The sequence below is a fragment of the Bradyrhizobium sp. LMG 9283 genome (genome assembly GCF_045571415.1).
Classification (GTDB): Bacteria; Pseudomonadota; Alphaproteobacteria; order Rhizobiales; family Xanthobacteraceae; genus Bradyrhizobium.
On record NZ_CP120691.1, the window covers coordinates 5,545,187 to 5,563,325 of the forward strand.

An 18,139-nucleotide genomic window follows, 5' to 3' on the forward strand; every position below is an offset into this window, starting at 1 on the left:
GGTCGTGGCGGTTCGCAGCAACATCGTTGGCATCGACAGCCCCGAGGCGCTGGAGAAGGCGCTGCGGGCAGCCTATTACCTCGCCGACGAAGGGCTTGCGACTGCCGCTTATCTCGGTCTCGCGCTCGGCAAGCCGCTGCTGCTGGAAGGCGCACCCGGCGTCGGCAAGACAGAAGCGGCGAAGGCCATCGCCGCCGTGCTCGGCCGCCGTCTCATCCGCCTGCAATGCTATGAGGGCATCGACGCGTCTGCCGCGCTCTATGAGTGGAACTATCCGCGCCAGATGCTGGCGATCCGCCAGGCCGGCGACGAAAGCATCGACATCTATGGCGAGACGTTCCTGATCGAACGACCGATGCTGGCCGCGCTCCGCGCGCCCGATTCCACCGTGCTGCTGATTGACGAGATCGACCGCGCCGACCAGGAGTTCGAGGCGTTCCTGCTCGAATTCCTCTCGGACTTCCAGATCTCGATTCCCGAGCGCGGCACGGTGCGCGCGGCTGAACGCCCCGTGGTCGTGCTGACGTCGAACCGGACGCGCGACTTGCACGAAGCTTTGCGTCGCCGCTGCGTCTATCACTGGATCGACTATCCCACGGCCGAGCGTGAGGCCCGCATCATCATGATGCGCGCATCCAGCGTCGCCGAAGCCACGGCCCGCGCCGTTGTCGCGGCCGTCGAGAAATTGCGGCGCGAGCCGCTGAGCAAGGCGCCCGGTATCGCCGAGGCTGTCGACTGGGCTGAGGCCGCGACGCTCCTCAACAAGAGGGGCGCGCGCTGGCCTGACGCCTTCAAGCGCTCGATCGGCGTGGCGCTGAAGGACGAAGAGGACCTGCACTTCATCGCGCCCCGGCTCGATGCCATGCTCGCGGAGGCGACCGCATGAGCACCGAGCTGCAGCTCCCACGCGCTGCCCGCGTCTTCATATCCTTCGTCGCGCTGCTGCGCGCCAACGGCTTCGCCGTCGCGCCCGAGCAGACGACCGCATTCCTCACCGCGATCGCGCTGCTGGGCCCGCGCGACCTCGACGACATCAGGCAATCTGCGCTCGCCACGCTCGCGCCGCCGCCCGAGCGCCGCGCCACCTTCGACCGGCTGTTCGACCTTCATTTCCGCGGCAGCGAGGCGATCGAGCGTGCCGAAGACGGCGAGGACGATGAGACCGTTCGTCTGCAGGAGGAAGGCCGCGGCGACGAGGAGCCCCTGCTCTCCGACGACGCCAACGAGTCGGGCCTCACCGCCACGCGCACCGAGGCGCTGGTCGAGCGCCGCTTCGCTCAGCTCTCCACGACGGATGCGCTCCGGCGCCTGGCACGCGAAGCCCCGCGGCGCCTGCCGCGACGGCGCGGGCACCGTCGCATGCGGGCACGCCGCGGCCCCTTCGCCGATCTCCGCCGTACCCTGCGCGCCAGCGTCCGCAGCGATGGCGAGATCCTGCGGCTCGGTCATCTGAAGCGGCGGCAGCGGCCACGCAAGATATTGCTGCTGATCGACGTCTCCGGCTCGATGAAGAGCCGCACCGACGAAAATATGAAGCTTGCGCATGCGCTGGTGCAGGCCGCGCCGAATGTCGAGGTCTTCACCTTCGGCACGCGGCTGACCCGTGTGACCGGCGCGCTAAAGCTGAAGCGCTGCGAACAGGCGCTGAACGCCGCAGGACATCTGGTCAGCGACTGGGACGGCGGCACCCGCATCGGCGATGCGCTGCAAGCGTTTCTGGCGGTCCCGCGGTTCGGCGGATACGCCCGAGGCGCCGCCGTGGTCATCGTGTCCGACGGACTCGAGCGCGGCGAGCCCGACGCCCTTCGCGACGCCGTCGCGAAATTGTCGCGGCGGGCCTGGCGCGTGAGCTGGCTGACCCCGCTTGCGACCGGCCCTGCGTTCCGCCCGCAGACCGAAGCGCTCGTCGCGATCGAGCGCTTCGTCGATGATCTCGTGGATGGCGGATCGAGCGCGTCGATCGTCGCGCATGTACTCGCACTGGGACGAAGGAGAGCGGCGTGACCGATATTGTCGACGGCCATCATCACATATGGCGGCAGGCCGACCTGCCTTGGCTGACCGGCCCCATGCAGCCCCGCATCTTCGGACCATACGAGCCGATCCGGCGCGACTATCCGATCCAGGAATATATCGACGATCTCAAGGACACCGGCGTCACCCGCTCCGTCTATGTGCAGACCAACTGGGCGCCGGAGCACTTCGAGGAGGAAGCAGCCTGGGTACAGCGGACCGCCGATGAACATGGCTGGCCGCACGCCGTCGTCGCCTATGCCAATTTCGCGGTGGAGGATGTCCGGCCGCAGCTCGACCGCCTCAAGCGCTATCCGCTCGTGCGCGGGGTGCGCATGCAGCTGCACTGGCACGAGAACCCGCTATACCGTTTCGCGGCGCGTCCGGATCTCTGCGCCGATCCAGTGATCCGTCGCAACGTCGCGCGTCTGGCGGAATACGGCTGGAGCTTCGACCTGCAGGTCTTCACGCCGCAGATGCCGGATGCGGCGCAGCTCGCCGAGTCCTGTCCCGACGTGACTTTCATCCTTCAGCATGCCGGCATGCTCGAGAATCTCTCGCCAGCAGGACGCGCGGCCTGGCGCGCCGGGATGGCGCGGCTCGCAACTTGTCCGAACGTGGTCTCAAAACTGTCCGGGCTCGGCACCTTCATCCATCGCAATGATCCCGCGCATATCGCCGCCGTGCTCACTGACACTGTCGCGATCTTCGGTGCCGAGCGCTGCCTTTTCGGCTCCAATTTTCCGATCGAGAAATTGTGGACCAGCTATCGCGAGCTCGTCGCAGCCTTTCGCGCAGCCGGCGCCCCGTTCAGCGCGGAGCAGCAGGACGCGATCTTCAGGACGACGGCAACGCGCGTCTACCGGCTTTGAAAAAAACGAGACAGGAGGGAAACGTATGGCGCTGGAGATCAAGATCCTGGACTACGGCGATATCGAGCTGGAATCGAGCTTCCTGGTGCTCGGCCGCGATTGCGGCCGCACCCGCCGCGTCCTCACTCTGGGCTTCCTGATCCTCGGCGGCCCCTATCCGGTCGTGGTCGATACCGGCTACCGCTCCAACCAGATCATGGAGACGCTGGGCATGCGGGGGCTTCAGTACCATGAGAACATGATCGAGAATCAGCTCGCGCGCCACGGCGTCCGCATGGGCGACGTCCGCTTCGTCTGTCACACCCATCTGCACATCGACCATGCCGGCAAGGACGATCTGTTTCCGATGAACACGACTGTCGTCCTCAACCGCCGGGAGCTCGAATATTCCGTCTCCGGCCTGATGCACCCGCAATATCCGGCGCCCGATATCAAGCACCTGATCGACCGCCTGCACACCAAGAGCGCGCTGCGCTTCCTCGACTTGGAGATCACCGGCCCGATCGAACTGATGCCCGGCGTCTATTGCGACGCCGCCAACGCCCATACCGAGGGATCGATGAACATCATCGTCCACACTGCCGATGGCATCGCGACCATCTGCGGCGACGTGATCTACGACTTCAACGACCAGATCGTCACGCCCTTCCATGAAATCCACGATTGGGAGCCGCGCACCACGGGCAACCATGGCACCAGCAAGCGCGCGGAAAAGGCGGCGATCAAGAAGCTGCTCAGCAATTCGCGCTACCTGCTCCCCGTCCACGACCGGCCCGCCAAGATCGAAGGCGGCAATGTCGTGGGTCGGCTACATGATCAGGTCCCCGGCCCGATCGTGCAGTCCCTCCCCCAGCGCAACTGGTTCCCGGCTTGAGGTTGTCGAGGATCAACCGATGACGCATGTGACGCTGCGAAGCGAGTTCGAGAGCCTGATCGACCCCTATGCGCCGGTCGCACAGATCGGCACCGGGTTCGACTTCACGGAAGGGCCGATCTGGCATCCGGTCGATCATTACCTGCTGTTCTCGGACATGCCGGGAGACGTGCGCAGGCGCTGGGATGCGCGGCGCGGCGTCGTCGAGGTCAAACGCCCGTCGAACAAATGCAACGGCATGACCTATGACGCCGAGCTCAACCTGATCGTCTGCGAGCACGCAACGTCATCGCTGGTTCGCGAGCGCCCGGACGGACGGCGCGAGGTACTGGCCTCGCATTTCGGCGGCCAGGAGCTCAACAGCCCGAACGACGTCTGCGTGCATTCATCCGGCGCGGTCTATTTCTCCGATCCCTGGTATGGCCGCATGCCGGTCTATGGTGTCGAGCGGCCCCGCCAGCTCGGTTTCCAGGGCGTCTATCGCGTCGTGCCCGGCGGCGAACCGAAGCTCGTGGTCGAGCGCAATCTGTTCGATCAGCCGAACGGGCTGTGCTTCTCGCCGGACGAGAGGCTGCTCTATGTCAATGACACCGTGCAAGCCCTGATCCGCGTGTTCGACGTCAACAGCGACGGTTCGCTGTCCAATGCGCGGGTGTTCGCGAGTGGCATCAAGTCCGAGCTCGAGCCTGGCGTGCCCGATGGAATGAAGTGCGATCAGCACGGCAATGTCTGGGTCACCGCACCCGGTGGCGTCTGGGTCTATTCGCCGCGCGGCGAGCTGCTCGGCAAGGTGCGCGTGCCGGAGCTGGTCGCCAACCTCGCCTGGGGCGGACCGGATTTCCGCACCCTTTATCTCACCTCGACGCATTCGGTGTATGCGATCCCGACCAGGGTTGGTCCGCGCCATGAGCCCTATATGAGCGGTAGGCGCGCTGGCGGCGGGACAGGCCCGAGCTCGTCGCCCGCCTCCCCCATTCTCACCGAAGGCGAGATGCGGCTCGATCCGCAACGCTGCGCCCTGATCATCCAGGATCTCCAGAACGACGTCATCATGGACGGCGGCGCTTTCGCCGAGTCGGGCGCACCGGGTCACGCCAAGCAACAGCATGTCGTGGAGAATGTGCGGCGTCTCGCGGAAGCTGCACGCGCCCGCGGCGTCGCCATCATCCATGTCTGGTTCGTGGTCGAACCCGGCGCACCCGGCGTCACGCTGAATGCGCCGTTGTTCGAGGGGCTCGTCGACAGCAAGGCGATGGTGCGCGGAAGCTGGGGCGCATCGCCCGTGTCCGGTCTCGAACCTCGGCCCGGCGATTTCGTCGTCGAGAAGATGCGTATGAGCGCCTGGGAAGGCACGCGGCTGGAGACGATCCTGAAAGCGACCGGCCGCGACATGATCATCAATACCGGCGCGTGGACCAACATGTCGGTCGAACATACGGCACGGACCGGCGCCGACAAGGGCTATTTCATGATCGTGCCCGAGGATTGCTGCTCGACCATGAATGCCGACTGGCACAACGCCTCGATCAATTTTGCCATGCAGAACGTCGCGGTCGTGACCAGGGCCGATACCGTCATCAGAGCGCTGGGATGAGCTGTGGCAAAGCTCTTGCACCTGACCTGCTCGCCGCGCGCCGAGTCAGAGTCGACGACCGGCGCGCGCGTCTTTCTTGACGGATTCCGCCAGGCTCGGCCGGATTGGGATGTCGATGTCGTGGACATCTGGCGTGAGCGGATGCCGGAGTTCACGGGCCCCATCATTGAGGCCAAATACGCGCGCATGAAGGCTCAGGCCTTCAACGACGCGCAACGCGACAGCTTTGCGGAGGCCGAGCGAATGGCGCTGCGCTTTTCGCTCGCCGATCGCGTGTTGATCTCGACCCCGATGTGGAACTTTGGCATTCCCTACAAGCTCAAGCAGTGGTTCGACATCATCGTCCAGCCTGGGCTCACCTTTCGGTTCGATCCATCGCAGGGATATCTCCCGCTGCTGCAGGATCGGCCGACGCTGGTCATCATCGCCAGCGGCAGCGATTTTGCCACCGGCATGAACCGCGGCCGCATCGATATGGCAACGCCTTACTTGCGGGAAATCCTGCGCTTCATTGGCATCAGCAATGTCCGTTTCGTGCTGATCGGTCCAACCACCGGACCGCAGCAGCCGATCGACGCTGCCCGTGAAAGGACCCATCAACGTCTCGCTGCAATGGCCGCGACATTCTAGATGCCCGCTTTGATGGCGCGTCGAGCTGGATCAGATCAGGCTCGACTTGCCCCGGCTCAGCACTTGGCCTGCACCTTTGGCCCCGACGATCCGCCCCTTGTTGAAGACCACCTCTCCGCGGGCGATGGTCGTCACCGGCCATCCCGTGACCTCGAAACCTTCCCAGGGCGTGTAGTCCGAGCCGTGATGCAGATCGGCCTGCCGGATGGGCTTCTTCAATTTGGGATCCCAGAGAGCGATGTCGGCATCAAAGCCAACACCGATCGAGCCCTTGCGCGGATAAAGACCATAGATCCTTGCGTGGTTGGTCGCGGTCAGCTCGACGAACTTCCGCAGGGTGATGCGTCCCTTCGAGACGCCTTCCGAGAACAGGATCGGCAGCCGGGTCTCGACACCGGGGATGCCATTCGGCACCCAGCGGAACGAGGTGCGGGCGTTCGGCGTCAGCTTGCCCTTGGGGTCGTCGTAGCGGAACGGGCAATGGTCGGACGAGAAGGTCTGGAACACGCCTGATGTGATGCCTTCCCAGATCGCCTGCTGGCTCTCGACATCGCGCGGCGGCGGCGAGCAGACGTATTTCGCGCCCGTGATGTCCATGTTGAGGCCCTTCATGTCGTCGGCGGTCAGCGTAATGTATTGCGGGCAGGTCTCCGCATGCACCGGCAAGCCGCGCTGCTGGGCCCAGCGCACCTGCTCCATCGCCTCGCGTCCGGAGACATGCACGATCATGATGGGAACGCCGATCACCTCGGCATGGCTGATGGCACGATGCGTCGCCTCGCGCTCGACGGCCTGGGGCCGCGAGGTGCCGTGATAGTAAGGCGCGATGTGGCCCTCGCGCTCGAGCTTGCTGGTGAGGAAGCGGATGGCGTCGTAGCCCTCGCAATGGACCATGACCAGCGCGTCCTCGCGCCGCGCGACCTCGAACACTTCGAGCAGTTGCTTGTCGCTGAGCACGAGGTCGTCATAGGTCATGAACACCTTGAACGAGGTGTAGCCGTCCTTGACCAGCGCCGGCAGTTCCTGCCCGAGCACGACGGCGGTCGGATCGGAAATGATCAGGTGAAAGGCGGTGTCGATGTAGCACTCGCCCTCGGCGAGCTTGCGGTAGTTCTCGACGCAGGTGCGCAGCGACGTGCCCTTCTCCTGAAGCGCGAAAGGCAGCACCATGGTGTTGCCGCCGGCCGCCGCCGCGCACGTCGCCGAGGCAAAGTCGTCGGCCATGACCACGTCCGGACCCGAGGGTTGAGAAATGTGGACGTGGCTGTCGATGCCGCCGGGCAGCGCCAGCAGGCCCGTCGCATCGATCTCGCGCGCCGCCCCATTGATGCTGTCCGCGATGCTGACGATGCGGCCGTCGCGAATGCCGATATCGGCGCGAAACTCGTCGCTGGCCGTCACGATGGTGCCGCCGCGAATGGCGAGATCGAGCTGGGTCACATGCGTCTCCGTCACTTGATGTCCGCGGATGTCTGGAATATGCGGCCCCACCCCGCAAAGGCCCTGATGTCGCCGCCGGCGAGGCCGAGAGTCCGCCACAATGTGACCGCGACCGAGTCGAGCACAGCGACATCCAATTCCCGTTCGAGCGAGGCCGCAAGCGCCGCACCATCGAGATTGGTGCAGAGGACGACGATCGCATCTGCCCCCTCCGCCGCCACCGCGCGGATCATGTCCGCAATGGTCGCCGGCGCGACCTCGCCGAAGGAAAAATTGTCGCGCAGGCCGAGATGCCGCTCGGCGTACGGAGCGATGCCCTCCTCGGCCCAGACGTCGCCGATCCGCCGCTGGACGTCGTCCGTATAGGGCGAAACGAGGCCGACGCGCTTGGCTCCGAGCGCACGGGCAGCGTCGATGCAGGCGAGCGTCGACGTCGTCGCGGGCACGCCCGTGCGTGCGGTGATCGCATCGCACAGGCTCCTGTCGCGGCCAATCCCGAGCCAGCTCGCCGACGTGCCGTTCCAGGCGATCGCGTCGACCTTGGCATCCGCCAGCAGGTCCGCTGCCGGCAGCATTACCGAGGCATCGAACTGGTTCAGCGAAGCAGCGTCGAGCGCAATCTCGGTGACGCGGAAGCGCGAGAAATGCGCGGTGACGCCGGGAGCGCCGGCCAGCATGGCGCTGGTGACGGGCTCGAGCACCGAGTTGGAGGACGGCGTGATCATGCCGAGACGCTTGCGCATGGCCTTAACCTTACGACGCCTGCGCAAGCCGCGTCGACTCCTCCCGGATCAAAGCCAGGATGTGCCGCTTGGCGTCGTTGAATTCGGGGCTGGTGATGTCGCGCGGGCGCGGCAGGTCGAAATTGACGGCCTCGCGGATCCGGCCCGGCCGCCTGGTCATCACCACGATCTTGTTGCCGAGCACCAAGGCCTCGTCGACGCTGTGGGTGACGAACACGATGGTGCAGCGACGCTTCTGCCAGATCGCGACCAGCTCCTCCTGCATTTCGAGCTTGGTCTGGGCATCCAGCGCCGCAAAGGGCTCGTCCATCAGGATCACGCTCGGGTTCATCAGCAGCGCGCGGGCGATGCCGACGCGCTGGTTCATGCCGCCGGACATTTCGGAGGGATGATGATGCTCGAAGCCGCGCAGGCCGACGAGATCGATGAACTCCATGGCGCGGTCGTGGCGCTCGGCCTTGGCGACGCCCTTGAGCTTGAGGTGGAAGGCGATGTTGTCGATCGCCGTCAACCACGGCATCAAGGTCGGCTGCTGGAACACCACGCCGCGGTCCGAGCCCGGCCGCTCCACCTGCTTGCCGTCGACCAGCGTGCGGCCGCTTGTCGCCTGCTCGAAGCCGGCAATGATGTTCAGGAGTGTCGACTTGCCGCAGCCGGATGGGCCGAGCAGGCAGACGAAGTCATTGGCCTCGATGTCGAGATTGATGTTGTCCAGCGTCAAGAGATCACGGCCGCGCCGCTTGTCGGAGAACACCTTGACGATGTTGCGAAGCTCGATTGCCGCCATCAGCCCGCCCTGCCCTGCACGGTGGTCGTCTGCTGCCAGCGCAGCGTGCGCGCCATGATCGCCTTGAGGCCGAGGTCGGAGAGATAGCCGAGCAGCCCGATCGAGATCATCGCAGCCAGCACGATGTCGTAGCGCAGGAAGTAATAGGAATCCCATAAGACATAACCGAGGCCGCTCTTCACCGCGACCATCTCGGCCGTGACCGTCAGCATCCAGGCCGATCCGACCGCGATGCGCAAGCCCGCAAAGATCGACGGCAGCGCCGCCGGCAGCACGATGTCGGTCAGCATCTGCCGGCCGTTCGCGCCCATCATCGCGCCGGCGCGCACCAGATTGTGGTCCACGGTCTTGACGCCGTGGATGCTGTTCATCAGCACCGGAAAGAAGGCGCCGAGGAAAACGAGGAAGATCGCCGGTTTGTCGGCGATGCCGAACCAGATGATCGCGAGCGGAATCCAGGACACCGGCGGGATCGGGCGCAGCATCTGCAGCGTCGGTTCCAGCGTCTTCTCGAACAGGCGCGACCAGCCGATTGCGACCCCCGCGAGGATGCCGAGGAGACTGGCCAGCGCGAAGCCGCCGAACACGCGAAGCGCACTGGCGAGCGCATCGCGCAGCCAGTGCCCGGAATAGGTCTGCGTGGTCTCGTCGAAGCCGAACACCCAGTCGCCGAGCGCGTGCAGCACCGCGCTCGGCGCCGGCAGCAGCGCGGGCGGAAGCATGCCGCTGCGGGCAAAAGCCTCCCACCCCGCGATCAGCAGCGCAGGCACGGCGAGGCGTTCGAGCCCGTGGAACGCCCGCGTCAGCCGAAACTCCGGCCTTGCGGGCGAGACGTCAGTAACCGAGGTCATTCTTGGTCTTTCCGGTGGCCTGCTCCAGGAACGAATAATCCATGTTCTTCTCCGCTTCCGCGGAGACGTCCTTCGAGATGTATTTGAGGTCGCGCATCATCGCGGCGATCGCCAGTGTCTGCGACCGATGGATCGCGGGATCGGGCGAGGCATTCTTCAACGCCTCGGTCGCCACATTCTTGTCGAGGCCGGTGAGCTTGTTGATGACCTCGACCCACAGCCCCTTGTCGGCGATCAGCTTGTTGTCGAGCTCGACCACGGCACTGACGACGCCCTGAACGCCGGCGCGCTGGCTCGCGATCACGTCGGACCGGGTGACGATGAGATTGGTGAGATTTCCGGCCGCCTGCTCATACGGCAGCACAAAATGCTTGCCGGCACCGGCGAGCCGGATTTGCGAGGCGAACGGCTCGACCGAGCAGATCATGTCGACCTCGCCGCGCTGGAGCGCTGCGAGATGGTCGGACGGATTGGGGATGTTGATGAACTGGATGTCCTTGTTGGGATCGACGCCCTGCTTGAGGAACGCGCCGCGCATGTGGATGTCCTGCGCATTACCGCGGGACGCCGCGACCTTGAGCGGCTGACCGTCGCTCTTCGCCTTCGCAACGGTCGTCTTGAACGTGGCCCAGTCCTCGGGCGGCAGATTCAGCTTCGCGGAGGACAGGCACTCCGAGCCGCCGTTGATCTGGCCCGACACGGCGACGACGTCGAAACCCTTGTCGAGCGCGGTGATGTAATGGAGATAGGTGACCTGGGCGACGTCGATGCTCTTCGACACCAGGGCGGTCAGCACGTCATTGCCCGAGTTGAAGCCGGTGGCCTCGACCTCGATGGTCTTGGCGATGCCCGGGATCAGCGACATCGGCAGGCAGTGCGCGCATTTGGCGTAACCGAGCTTGATCTTCGGCGCCTGCGCGGAGACGAGATCGCTTCCGCCAAGCATTGCCGCCATTGCCACCAGACCCAGTCGCAAACTCGTCCGCATCGCTTACTCCGCTTCGAAGGCGCGATATCCGCGCGTCGCGCAGGGATCATCCGCCGCCCTCCGCCGTAACGCAATCCAGTTTTTGCATGCTGCATACAATTCGCGCACTATGCTATTGTTTTCAGCGAGATACGTCGATATTTTGGGCGGGCCAAAGGGCCGAAAATGGCTAAGGTCAACGTGAGAAGTGAGGCACGCGTGCAGCCAAAATCGGAAGCGCCAAAGGGACGAAAGTCGCCCAAACTCAAGCGGATGGGCCTGCATGAGCGTGCCGCGGCGCGGATGCGGACGATGATCATTCGCGGGGAGCTGCCGCCGGGTTCGCAAACCCAGGAGACGAAGCTGTCGAAGGAGCTCGGCGTGTCGCGCACTCCCTTGCGCGAGGCGATGAAGGTGCTGGCGGCGGAAGGCTTGATCGAGCTCCGCCCCAACCGCAGCCCGCGCATTGCCGATATCGCAGTGGACGGCATCTCGGAATTGTTCGAGGCCCTCGCCGGCATCGAGCGGCTCGCCGCCGAGCTCGCCGCGGAGCGCGCCACCGAGCGCGACCTCGCCCGCCTGCGCACGCTTCAGACCCGGATGGAGGGTCATCACCGCAATGGCAAGCTCGACGACTATTTCGCCGTCAACGGCGAGATCCACAACACCATCGTCCGCATGGCCCGCAACACGCCGCTGCGCGAGGCCCACGAAACGCTGATCTCCCGCGCCGAACGCGCGCGTTATCTCGCGCTCGGCGCCGACCGGCGCTGGAGCAATTCGGTCGACGAGCACGCCGATATCCTGGCCGCGCTCGAAGCGCGTGACGGCGAGGCAGCCGGCCGCCTGCTCGGCGCCCACGTTGCACGCACCGGCACTGCGCTGCTCGAAGTCCTCGCCGCCTCTCAGGCCAAGCGGACGGCGGCATAATCATGAAGCTGCTGCTGCTCAACCCGAATACCAGCAAAGAGGTCACGCAGCTGATGCTCGGAGTCGGGCAGCGCGCCGCTTCCTCCGGCACCGAGCTGATCCCCTGCACCGCGAGCCGCGGCGTGCCCTATATCGCCACGCGCACCGAAGCGCAGATCGGGGGCGCCATTGCGCTGGAGATGCTGGCCGAGCAGCACAGCAAGGTCGACGCCGCGATCATCGCGGCATTCGGCGATCCCGGCCTGTTCGCCGCGCGCGAGACCTTCGACATTCCCGTGATCGGCATGGCGGAAGCGACCATGCTGACCGCCTGCATGGCCGGACGCCGCTTTGCCATCGTCACCTTCGCCCAGGCGCTTGGCCCCTGGTACGAGGAATGCGTGCGCGCCCACGGGCTGTGGGAGCGCTGCGCCGGCATCCGCATGCTCGACACGCCCTTCCAGGCGATCTCCGAGGTCGGCACCGAGAAGGAAGACGTGCTGGTCGAGCTCGCCCGGCGCGCCATTGTCGAGGACGAGGCCGATGTGCTGATCTTTGCCGGCGCCCCGCTCTCCGGCCTTGCCGAGCGCGTCGCCGACCGGATCCCCGTCCCGGTGGTCGATCAGGTCATGGCCTCGGTGAAGCAAGCCGAAGCGCTTCATGCGCTGCGGCTGCGCAAGGCAACAGCGGGCACGTATCGTCGGCCTGCCGCCAAGCCGACCATCGGCCTTGCCGATGCGCTCTCCGCCCGGCTCGAGCATCGCGACAGCTAGGGGAGCTTCGGCCGGCGATGCGAAAACCCCAGTTCGTTCTCGAGAATACGGCCGAAGGCAAACAGGCGGGATTCGCATCCCGGGAGCGCGATGATCTGGATCCCGAAGGGCAGCTCATTTTCTCCTCGCGGCACCGGCAGGGTCAGCACCGGAAAACCGACCAGCGACACGATGAAAGTGACGGCCAGATAGTCGATCGGCGTCTCCAGCGCCGCCCCATCGATGGCGGTGACGTCGCTGATCTCATTCGGCCAGGGAAAGACCGACGCCGCCGGCGCGACCAGGAAATCGACACGGGTGAACAGCTCGCGGAAGCTGCGATAGATCACAATCCGGCGGCGCTCGGCGTTGAGGTAATCCTCCGCGGACAGCTTTGCGCCGGCCTCGATATTCCAAATCACCGTCGGCGTGAGCTCGGCACGGCGCGTCCCCAGCAACTCGCCATAGCTGCTCGCGATGTGCGCGGCGCGCAAGGTGCGGAAGGCTTCGATCGCGCCGCCGCAGTCGGGCGAGGACGGCTCAAGATCGGCAACACGCGCGAGCGCCTCGCAACTCCCGGCCAAGCGCGCGCGAACCTCGCGCGCAACCGGCGCCACGCCGAAATCGGGGGTGACGGCGACGCGGGGACGGTCGGCGATGGGTCGATCATCACCCGCGCTGCCGAGCGAGAGTGGATCATTCGCATCGCTTCCGGCGCAGACCGACAGGACAAGCTCCAAATCGTCGACACTGCGCGCAAGGAAACCGTGGGTGGCCAGCATGTCCCAGCCGAGCGGCCGGCGCGGCGACGGAATGCGGCCGGGCGTCGGCCGGATCGAGGCGACGTCGCAGAAGCTGGCGGGCGTGCGCACCGAGCCGCCGAAATCGGTGCCGTGCGCCAGCGGCACCATGCCGGCCGCGACTGCGACGGCAGAGCCGCCGGACGATCCGCCGGAGGTCAGCGCGGGATCGAACGGATTGCGCGTCGGCCCGCGCAATTTGTTGGTGCAGACCGCGCCGAAGCCGAGCTCCGGCGTGTTGGTCTTGCCAAGAATGATCGCGCCGGCGCGCCGCAGCCGCGCAACCACGAGATCATCCTCGGCCGGGACGTGGTCGCGGAACAGAACCGAGCCGTAAGTCGTCGCAAGTCCCGCAGTGTCGGTGAGATCCTTGATCCCAATGGGCACGCCATGCAGTGGGCCGATCGGCGCAGAGGCCGCATCGCACATCTGCGCTGCGCGGCGGGCGCCGTCCGCATCGACCGTCACGAATGCCGCCAGTTGGCCATCGAGGTCTGCAATTCGCGCAAGATGCGCTTCGACAGCCTCACGGGCGGACAGCTTGCCCTTCGCAATGGCGCGCGCAAGCTCCGTGGCGGTGAGGTCGCATATCGATCGATCCGATGTCATCGGGCCACCATGCCAAAACGAGCGCCGAAAAGCGACAGGCGCGGGCACGAGACTTGCTTTCTCCTCTGCGGCAACGGGAGGCAATACCATGGCTGATGCACCAACCGGCCGATCCCTCGTCGTCGACGCGGTCACCCACCGGTATCCGAGTGGAGCGCTTGCGGTCGAGAACATCAACCTCGACATCAAGGGCGGCGAGATCATCGCCCTGCTCGGCCCCTCCGGCTGCGGCAAGACAACGCTCTTGCGCATCATCGCCGGCTTCATCGCGCAGACGCAAGGGAGGATCATCATCGGCGACGACATCGTCGACGCGCTGCCGCCGAACAAGCGCGCGGTCGGCATCGTGTTCCAGAACTACGCGCTGTTTCCGCACCTGTCGATCAGCGAGAACGTCGCCTACGGCCTCGCCGCCCGCGGCATCGACAAGGCCACGCGCCAGCGCGAGGCGCAGCGCCTGTTGGAACTGGTGCAGCTCCCAACCATGGCCGAGCGGCTGCCGCGGCAGCTCTCCGGCGGCCAGCAGCAGCGCGTGGCCCTCGCCCGCGCGCTCGCGATCAAGCCGTCGATCTTGCTGCTCGACGAGCCCTTTGCCGCGCTCGACAAGAATTTGCGCCTGGACATGCAGATCGAGGTCAAGCGGCTGCAACGCGTCTCCGGCATCACCACGCTGATCGTGACGCACGACCAGGAGGAAGCGCTGTCAATGGCCGATCGTGTCGCCGTGCTGAGCCATGGCAAGCTCGAGCAGTTCGGCTCGCCGTCAGACGTCTACGACCGTCCGCAGACGCTGTTCGTCAATACCTTTGTCGGCTCCACCAACCGCATGCCCGGCGTCGTCGTCTCGACCGATCGCACGGCGGCGAAGGTGCGCCTCGATGCAGGCGCGGAGATCATCGCAAGGCCGGCGGGCGGCGCCCTCACCGAGGGCGGCCGCGTCACGGTCTGCATCCGCCCCGAGCATCTGCAATTCGTCGGCGACGAGACCGGCTTTGCCGGCGTGGTCGGCATGTCGCTGCCGCTGGGCGCCACGGTCGTGCACGAGGTCACCACCGCCGACGGCTCCGGCGTCAAGGTCTCGCAGGCGCGCATCGGCGAGACGCGCGCGCTGGAGAACGGCGCCGCGGTGCGTCTCGCGCCGCTCGCCCCATCGCTCGCCAACGCCTTTCCCGCAACGCTTTAGATCCAGTTTTTGTCCAGAGGGGAATTCGAAATGATCATGAATCGCAGAAGTCTGCTGACCACGGCACTCACACTCGGCGCCATGAAGGCGTTTCCAGGCCTGAGCTTCGCCCAGGCCCGCCCGCTGGTGTTTGCGACCTTCACGGGAAGCTGGGAGGAAGCGCACAAGGCCGTGCTGGTGCCCGCATTCCGGAAAGCCAACGCGGACGCCGCGATTGTGCTCGATCCCATGCTCTCGGTCGATCAGATCGCGAAGGTCAACGCCGCCAAGGCCAACCCGCCGATCGACGTCATGCTGCACGATCCCGGCCCCGCCCTCGTCGCCATCGGCCAGGATCTGGTCGAGCCCTATCCGGTCGAGAAGAGCGCCTATTACAAGGATCTGATCGCCGAGGCGCAGGAGCCGATGGGCCCCGCTCCGTTCTTCCAGGTCGTCGGCCTCACCTACAATCCGGAAGCTGTCAAGACACCGCCGACCTCATGGGCCGATCTCTGGAAGCCGGAGTTCAAGGGCCGCGTCGGCATCACCAACCTCAATTCGACGCTCGGCACCGGCTGGCTGGTCGAGATCGCCAAGATGCGCGGCGGCTCCGAGGCTAACGTCGATCCCGGCTTCAAGGCGCTGGAGGAGCTCAAGCCCAATCTCGCCGCGGTCGCCGCCAATCCCGGCGCGCTCGCAACGCTATTCCAGCAGGGCCAGATCGACATCTCACCGGGCAATTTCAACGCCATCCAGATCCTGAAAGCGCGCGGCGTGCCGGTCGAGTTCGTCGCGCCCAAGGAAGGCGCGATCGCCTTCAAGACCACGATCCACATCGTTAAGAATTCGCCGAACCGAGAGCTCGCCTTCAAGCTGATCGAGGCGGCGTTGATGCCGGAGGTGCAGACCGCGCTGATGAACCCGCCCTATCTGATCGTGCCGACCAATTCGAAGGTGACGATGGGCGGCGAGATCGCGCGCGTGCTGGCCAAGGACACGGCCGAGCTGAAGAAGAAGTTCGTGTTTCAGGACTGGAAGAAGATCAACGAGCAGCGCTCGGCCTGGATCGAGCGGTTCAACCGCGAGATCAAGATCTAAACCGTGGGCGCAGCACCGGCATCACGGGACGTGACGTCCTACGGGATGGGATTGGCAGCGCCGCTGGCGCTGTTCTTCCTGGTCTTCTTCGTCGCGCCCTTGCTGCAATTGTTCTGGCTCTCGCTGCACAACGACACCGCTGGGCTCCATTGGGGGCTCGGCCAGTACCTGCACTTTCTCACCGATCCCTTCAGCCTTGGCGTGCTCGGCTCGACGCTGCTGCTGGGCGCCGAAGTGACGGCGGTCTGCCTTGTGCTCGGCTTTCCCATCGCCTGGCTGTATCAGCGGGTCGGACCAAAGCTTCAGACTATCATCATCCTGATCGTGCTGCTGCCGCTTTTGACCAGCGTCGTGGTGCGCACCTTCGCCTGGATCGTCATCCTGGGACGCCAGGGCATCATCAACGCGACGCTGCAATCCCTCGGGGTCATCGATACGCCGCTCAAACTGCTCTACACCCAGTTCGGCGTGGTGATCGCGCTGGCTCAGGTGCAGATGCCCCTAATGACGCTACCGCTGATCACCGCGCTAGGCCGCATCGATCCCAATCTCGACGATGCCTCCTGCTCGCTGGGCGCCGGGAGCTGGCGCACCTTCTTCAGGATCGTGCTGCCGCTGTCGCTGCCCGGCGTCATCGCCGGCTGCACGCTGACCTATGCCGCTGCGATCACCGCCTTCATCACCCAGTCCCTGATCGGCGGCGGGCAGATGCTGTTCATGCCGATGTATCTCTACCAGCAGGCCTCGACGCTGCAGAACTGGCCGTTTGCGGCCGCGATCTCGATCATCTTCCTGCTCGCCGTGCTCGCGGTCGTCTCGGTCTTCACCACGCTCGGCCGCATGTCGCGCGGTTATGGAGGTGCATGATGGCAGGCCGCAAGCGCACCTGGGAGGCGATCAGCTTCGAGCTCGTCATGACCATGATCGCCGTGATCGCGCTTGTTATAATCATCGCGCCCTCGCTCGTGGTGCTGGTCGTCTCCTTTACCAGCGGCTTCTCGCTGCGCTTCCCGCCGCCGGGCTATTCGCTGCGCTGGTATGCCGAGCTGTGGAATGCCTGGCAGCTGCACTTCGCGGCCAAGAACAGCCTCATCGTCGCGCTATGGGCAACGGGGCTGTCAGTGGTGCTCGGCGTCGCCGCCGCGCTCGCGATCTCCCGATCACGGACGCTGTCGGCGCGGCTACTCGATTCCCTCTTCATGTCGCCGCTGGTGCTGCCGGCCCTCGCCTTCGGCCTCGCTGCCCTGATGCTGTTCTCGCTGGTCGGCCTGCCGGTGTCGCCGCTGACGCTGGTGATCGGCCACACCGTGGTCTGCGTGCCCTATGTCGTGCGCAACACGGTCGCAGCGCTGGCCCAGCTCGAGCCGACCCTGCTCGAAAGCTCGGCCGTGCTCGGCGCGAGCCGCCTCTACACGTTCCGCCGCATCGTGCTGCCGCTGATCCGGCCGGGCATTATCGCCGGCGCCTTCATCGCCTTCATGTCGTCCTTCGACAACGTGCCGGTGTCGCTGTTCCTGCGCGATGCCGCGACCGACATGCTGCCGATCCGGATGTGGCAGGACCTCGAGGGCAAGCTGGATGTCACCATCGCCGCGCTGTCGGGCGTGCTGATCATCGCCACCGTCGCGCTGGTCGCGGCGATGGAGCGCGTCACCGGCTTGTCGCGGCGGCTGACCAACTGATCAGGCACCGCGGAACAGCGAATAGCCCCAGCGCGTGAATTTCAGCGGCAGATGAAAATGTTCGTCAGCGTTCTTGATGCGGAAGCGGAACGGCGTCACCGTCAGGAAGCCATCGCGCTCGCCAAAGAACTCGCCGAAATGAAACAGCACCTCGTACTCGCCAGCCGTCACGCCTGCACCTTGCGCGACGGAATGATCGAGCACGCCATTGCCGCCGAGCCGCCCGTCGGCGATGCGCAGCGAATCCGGGTCGATTCGCCAGATCTCAACGCGCAGCCCCTGCGCCGGGCGCCCGCTCGCCACATCGACCGCGTGAATGGAAATGCCGCCTGCCACGATGTTCCTCCCATGAGCAC

19 protein-coding genes are annotated in these 18,139 nt (G+C 65.6%); 12 read left to right on the forward strand and 7 right to left on the reverse strand.

The features are described 5' to 3' along the window. Nucleotides 1–4 precede the first annotated feature (4 nt). Genes P6U29_RS26335 through P6U29_RS26360 form a run of 6 tightly spaced genes read left to right on the forward strand, consistent with a single transcriptional unit; the run spans nt 5 to nt 5,983 of the window. Nucleotides 5–886 (forward strand): AAA family ATPase, encoded by an 882-nt coding sequence (locus tag P6U29_RS26335; protein ID WP_407112995.1) that lies wholly within the window; start codon nt 5–7, stop codon nt 884–886. Further along, a complete protein-coding gene (locus tag P6U29_RS26340) occupies nt 883–2,004 on the forward strand; it encodes a vWA domain-containing protein (protein WP_407112996.1) in 1,122 nt (373 codons plus the stop codon). Before P6U29_RS26335 ends, P6U29_RS26340 begins: the two co-directional genes overlap by 4 nt. Beyond that, nucleotides 2,001–2,885, forward strand: coding sequence for an amidohydrolase family protein (locus P6U29_RS26345; RefSeq protein WP_407112997.1), 885 nt, complete (start codon nt 2,001–2,003; stop codon nt 2,883–2,885). The genes P6U29_RS26340 and P6U29_RS26345 overlap by 4 nt, the downstream gene beginning before the upstream one ends. A gap of 25 nt (nt 2,886–2,910) precedes the next feature. After that, nucleotides 2,911–3,759 (forward strand): MBL fold metallo-hydrolase, encoded by an 849-nt coding sequence (locus tag P6U29_RS26350; protein WP_100231006.1) that lies wholly within the window; start codon nt 2,911–2,913, stop codon nt 3,757–3,759. 19 nt (nt 3,760–3,778) lie between these two features. Beyond that, nucleotides 3,779–5,353, forward strand: coding sequence for an isochorismatase family protein (locus P6U29_RS26355; protein WP_407112998.1), 1,575 nt, complete (start codon nt 3,779–3,781; stop codon nt 5,351–5,353). A gap of 3 nt (nt 5,354–5,356) precedes the next feature. Then, on the forward strand, nt 5,357–5,983 hold the full coding sequence (locus P6U29_RS26360) for an FMN-dependent NADH-azoreductase (protein ID WP_407112999.1): 627 nt from the start codon (nt 5,357–5,359) through the stop codon (nt 5,981–5,983). A gap of 30 nt (nt 5,984–6,013) precedes the next feature. Here the strand turns inward: P6U29_RS26360 and hydA are convergent, their stop codons facing one another. From hydA to P6U29_RS26385, 5 genes are read right to left on the reverse strand one after another with little or no spacing between them, the layout of a single operon-like run. Further along, entirely contained in the window at nt 6,014–7,423 is a 1,410-nt protein-coding gene (gene hydA / locus P6U29_RS26365) for a dihydropyrimidinase (protein WP_407119429.1), read from the reverse strand. Nucleotides 7,424–7,434: 11 nt separating this feature from the next. Continuing rightward, the gene (locus tag P6U29_RS26370) at nt 7,435–8,166 is read right to left on the reverse strand and encodes an aspartate/glutamate racemase family protein (RefSeq protein ID WP_407113000.1); all 732 of its coding nucleotides are present in this window, start codon (nt 8,164–8,166) and stop codon (nt 7,435–7,437) included. 10 nt (nt 8,167–8,176) lie between these two features. After that, nucleotides 8,177–8,953 carry an ABC transporter ATP-binding protein gene (locus tag P6U29_RS26375; RefSeq protein ID WP_407113001.1) on the reverse strand — a complete coding sequence of 259 codons (777 nt, stop codon included), beginning with the start codon at nt 8,951–8,953 and terminating at the stop codon, nt 8,177–8,179. Next, nucleotides 8,953–9,804, reverse strand: a complete 852-nt coding sequence (locus P6U29_RS26380; protein WP_407113002.1) for an ABC transporter permease — start codon at nt 9,802–9,804, stop codon at nt 8,953–8,955. Before P6U29_RS26380 ends, P6U29_RS26375 begins: the two co-directional genes overlap by 1 nt. Continuing rightward, nucleotides 9,788–10,792: an ABC transporter substrate-binding protein gene (locus P6U29_RS26385; protein WP_407113003.1), complete on the reverse strand. Its 1,005-nt coding sequence runs from the start codon at nt 10,790–10,792 to the stop codon at nt 9,788–9,790. The genes P6U29_RS26380 and P6U29_RS26385 overlap by 17 nt, the downstream gene beginning before the upstream one ends. Before the next feature lie 165 nt (nt 10,793–10,957). Here P6U29_RS26385 and P6U29_RS26390 point away from each other — a divergent pair, with 165 nt between their 5' ends. Together P6U29_RS26390 and P6U29_RS26395 are read left to right on the forward strand one after the other, a co-directional pair. Beyond that, on the forward strand, nt 10,958–11,701 hold the full coding sequence (locus P6U29_RS26390; protein ID WP_407113004.1) for a GntR family transcriptional regulator: 744 nt from the start codon (nt 10,958–10,960) through the stop codon (nt 11,699–11,701). A gap of 2 nt (nt 11,702–11,703) precedes the next feature. After that, complete coding sequence (locus P6U29_RS26395; RefSeq protein WP_407113005.1) at nt 11,704–12,453, forward strand: aspartate/glutamate racemase family protein; 750 nt, start codon at nt 11,704–11,706, stop codon at nt 12,451–12,453. On the opposite strand, the gene P6U29_RS26400 is transcribed toward P6U29_RS26395, so the two are convergent. Continuing rightward, nucleotides 12,450–13,841 (reverse strand): amidase, encoded by a 1,392-nt coding sequence (locus P6U29_RS26400; RefSeq protein WP_407113006.1) that lies wholly within the window; start codon nt 13,839–13,841, stop codon nt 12,450–12,452. The two genes, P6U29_RS26395 and P6U29_RS26400, sit on opposite strands and share 4 nt — an antisense overlap. An 88-nt stretch (nt 13,842–13,929) precedes the next feature. On the opposite strand from P6U29_RS26400, the gene P6U29_RS26405 reads away from it, so the two are divergent. The 4 genes from P6U29_RS26405 to P6U29_RS26420 are packed head-to-tail and all read left to right on the forward strand — an operon-like array spanning nt 13,930 to nt 17,783. Continuing rightward, the gene (locus P6U29_RS26405; RefSeq protein ID WP_407113007.1) at nt 13,930–15,024 is read left to right on the forward strand and encodes an ABC transporter ATP-binding protein; all 1,095 of its coding nucleotides are present in this window, start codon (nt 13,930–13,932) and stop codon (nt 15,022–15,024) included. A gap of 30 nt (nt 15,025–15,054) precedes the next feature. Then, on the forward strand, nt 15,055–16,101 hold the full coding sequence (locus tag P6U29_RS26410; protein ID WP_407113008.1) for an ABC transporter substrate-binding protein: 1,047 nt from the start codon (nt 15,055–15,057) through the stop codon (nt 16,099–16,101). Between the two features lie 3 nt (nt 16,102–16,104). Next, nucleotides 16,105–16,968, forward strand: coding sequence for an ABC transporter permease (locus P6U29_RS26415; RefSeq protein WP_407113009.1), 864 nt, complete (start codon nt 16,105–16,107; stop codon nt 16,966–16,968). Next, entirely contained in the window at nt 16,968–17,783 is an 816-nt protein-coding gene (locus P6U29_RS26420) for an ABC transporter permease (RefSeq protein WP_407113010.1), read from the forward strand. Before P6U29_RS26415 ends, P6U29_RS26420 begins: the two co-directional genes overlap by 1 nt. Here P6U29_RS26420 and P6U29_RS26425 read toward each other — a convergent pair whose 3' ends face one another. Then, nucleotides 17,784–18,119 (reverse strand): hydroxyisourate hydrolase, encoded by a 336-nt coding sequence (locus tag P6U29_RS26425; protein WP_407113011.1) that lies wholly within the window; start codon nt 18,117–18,119, stop codon nt 17,784–17,786. Nucleotides 18,120–18,139: the final 20 nt, after the last annotated feature.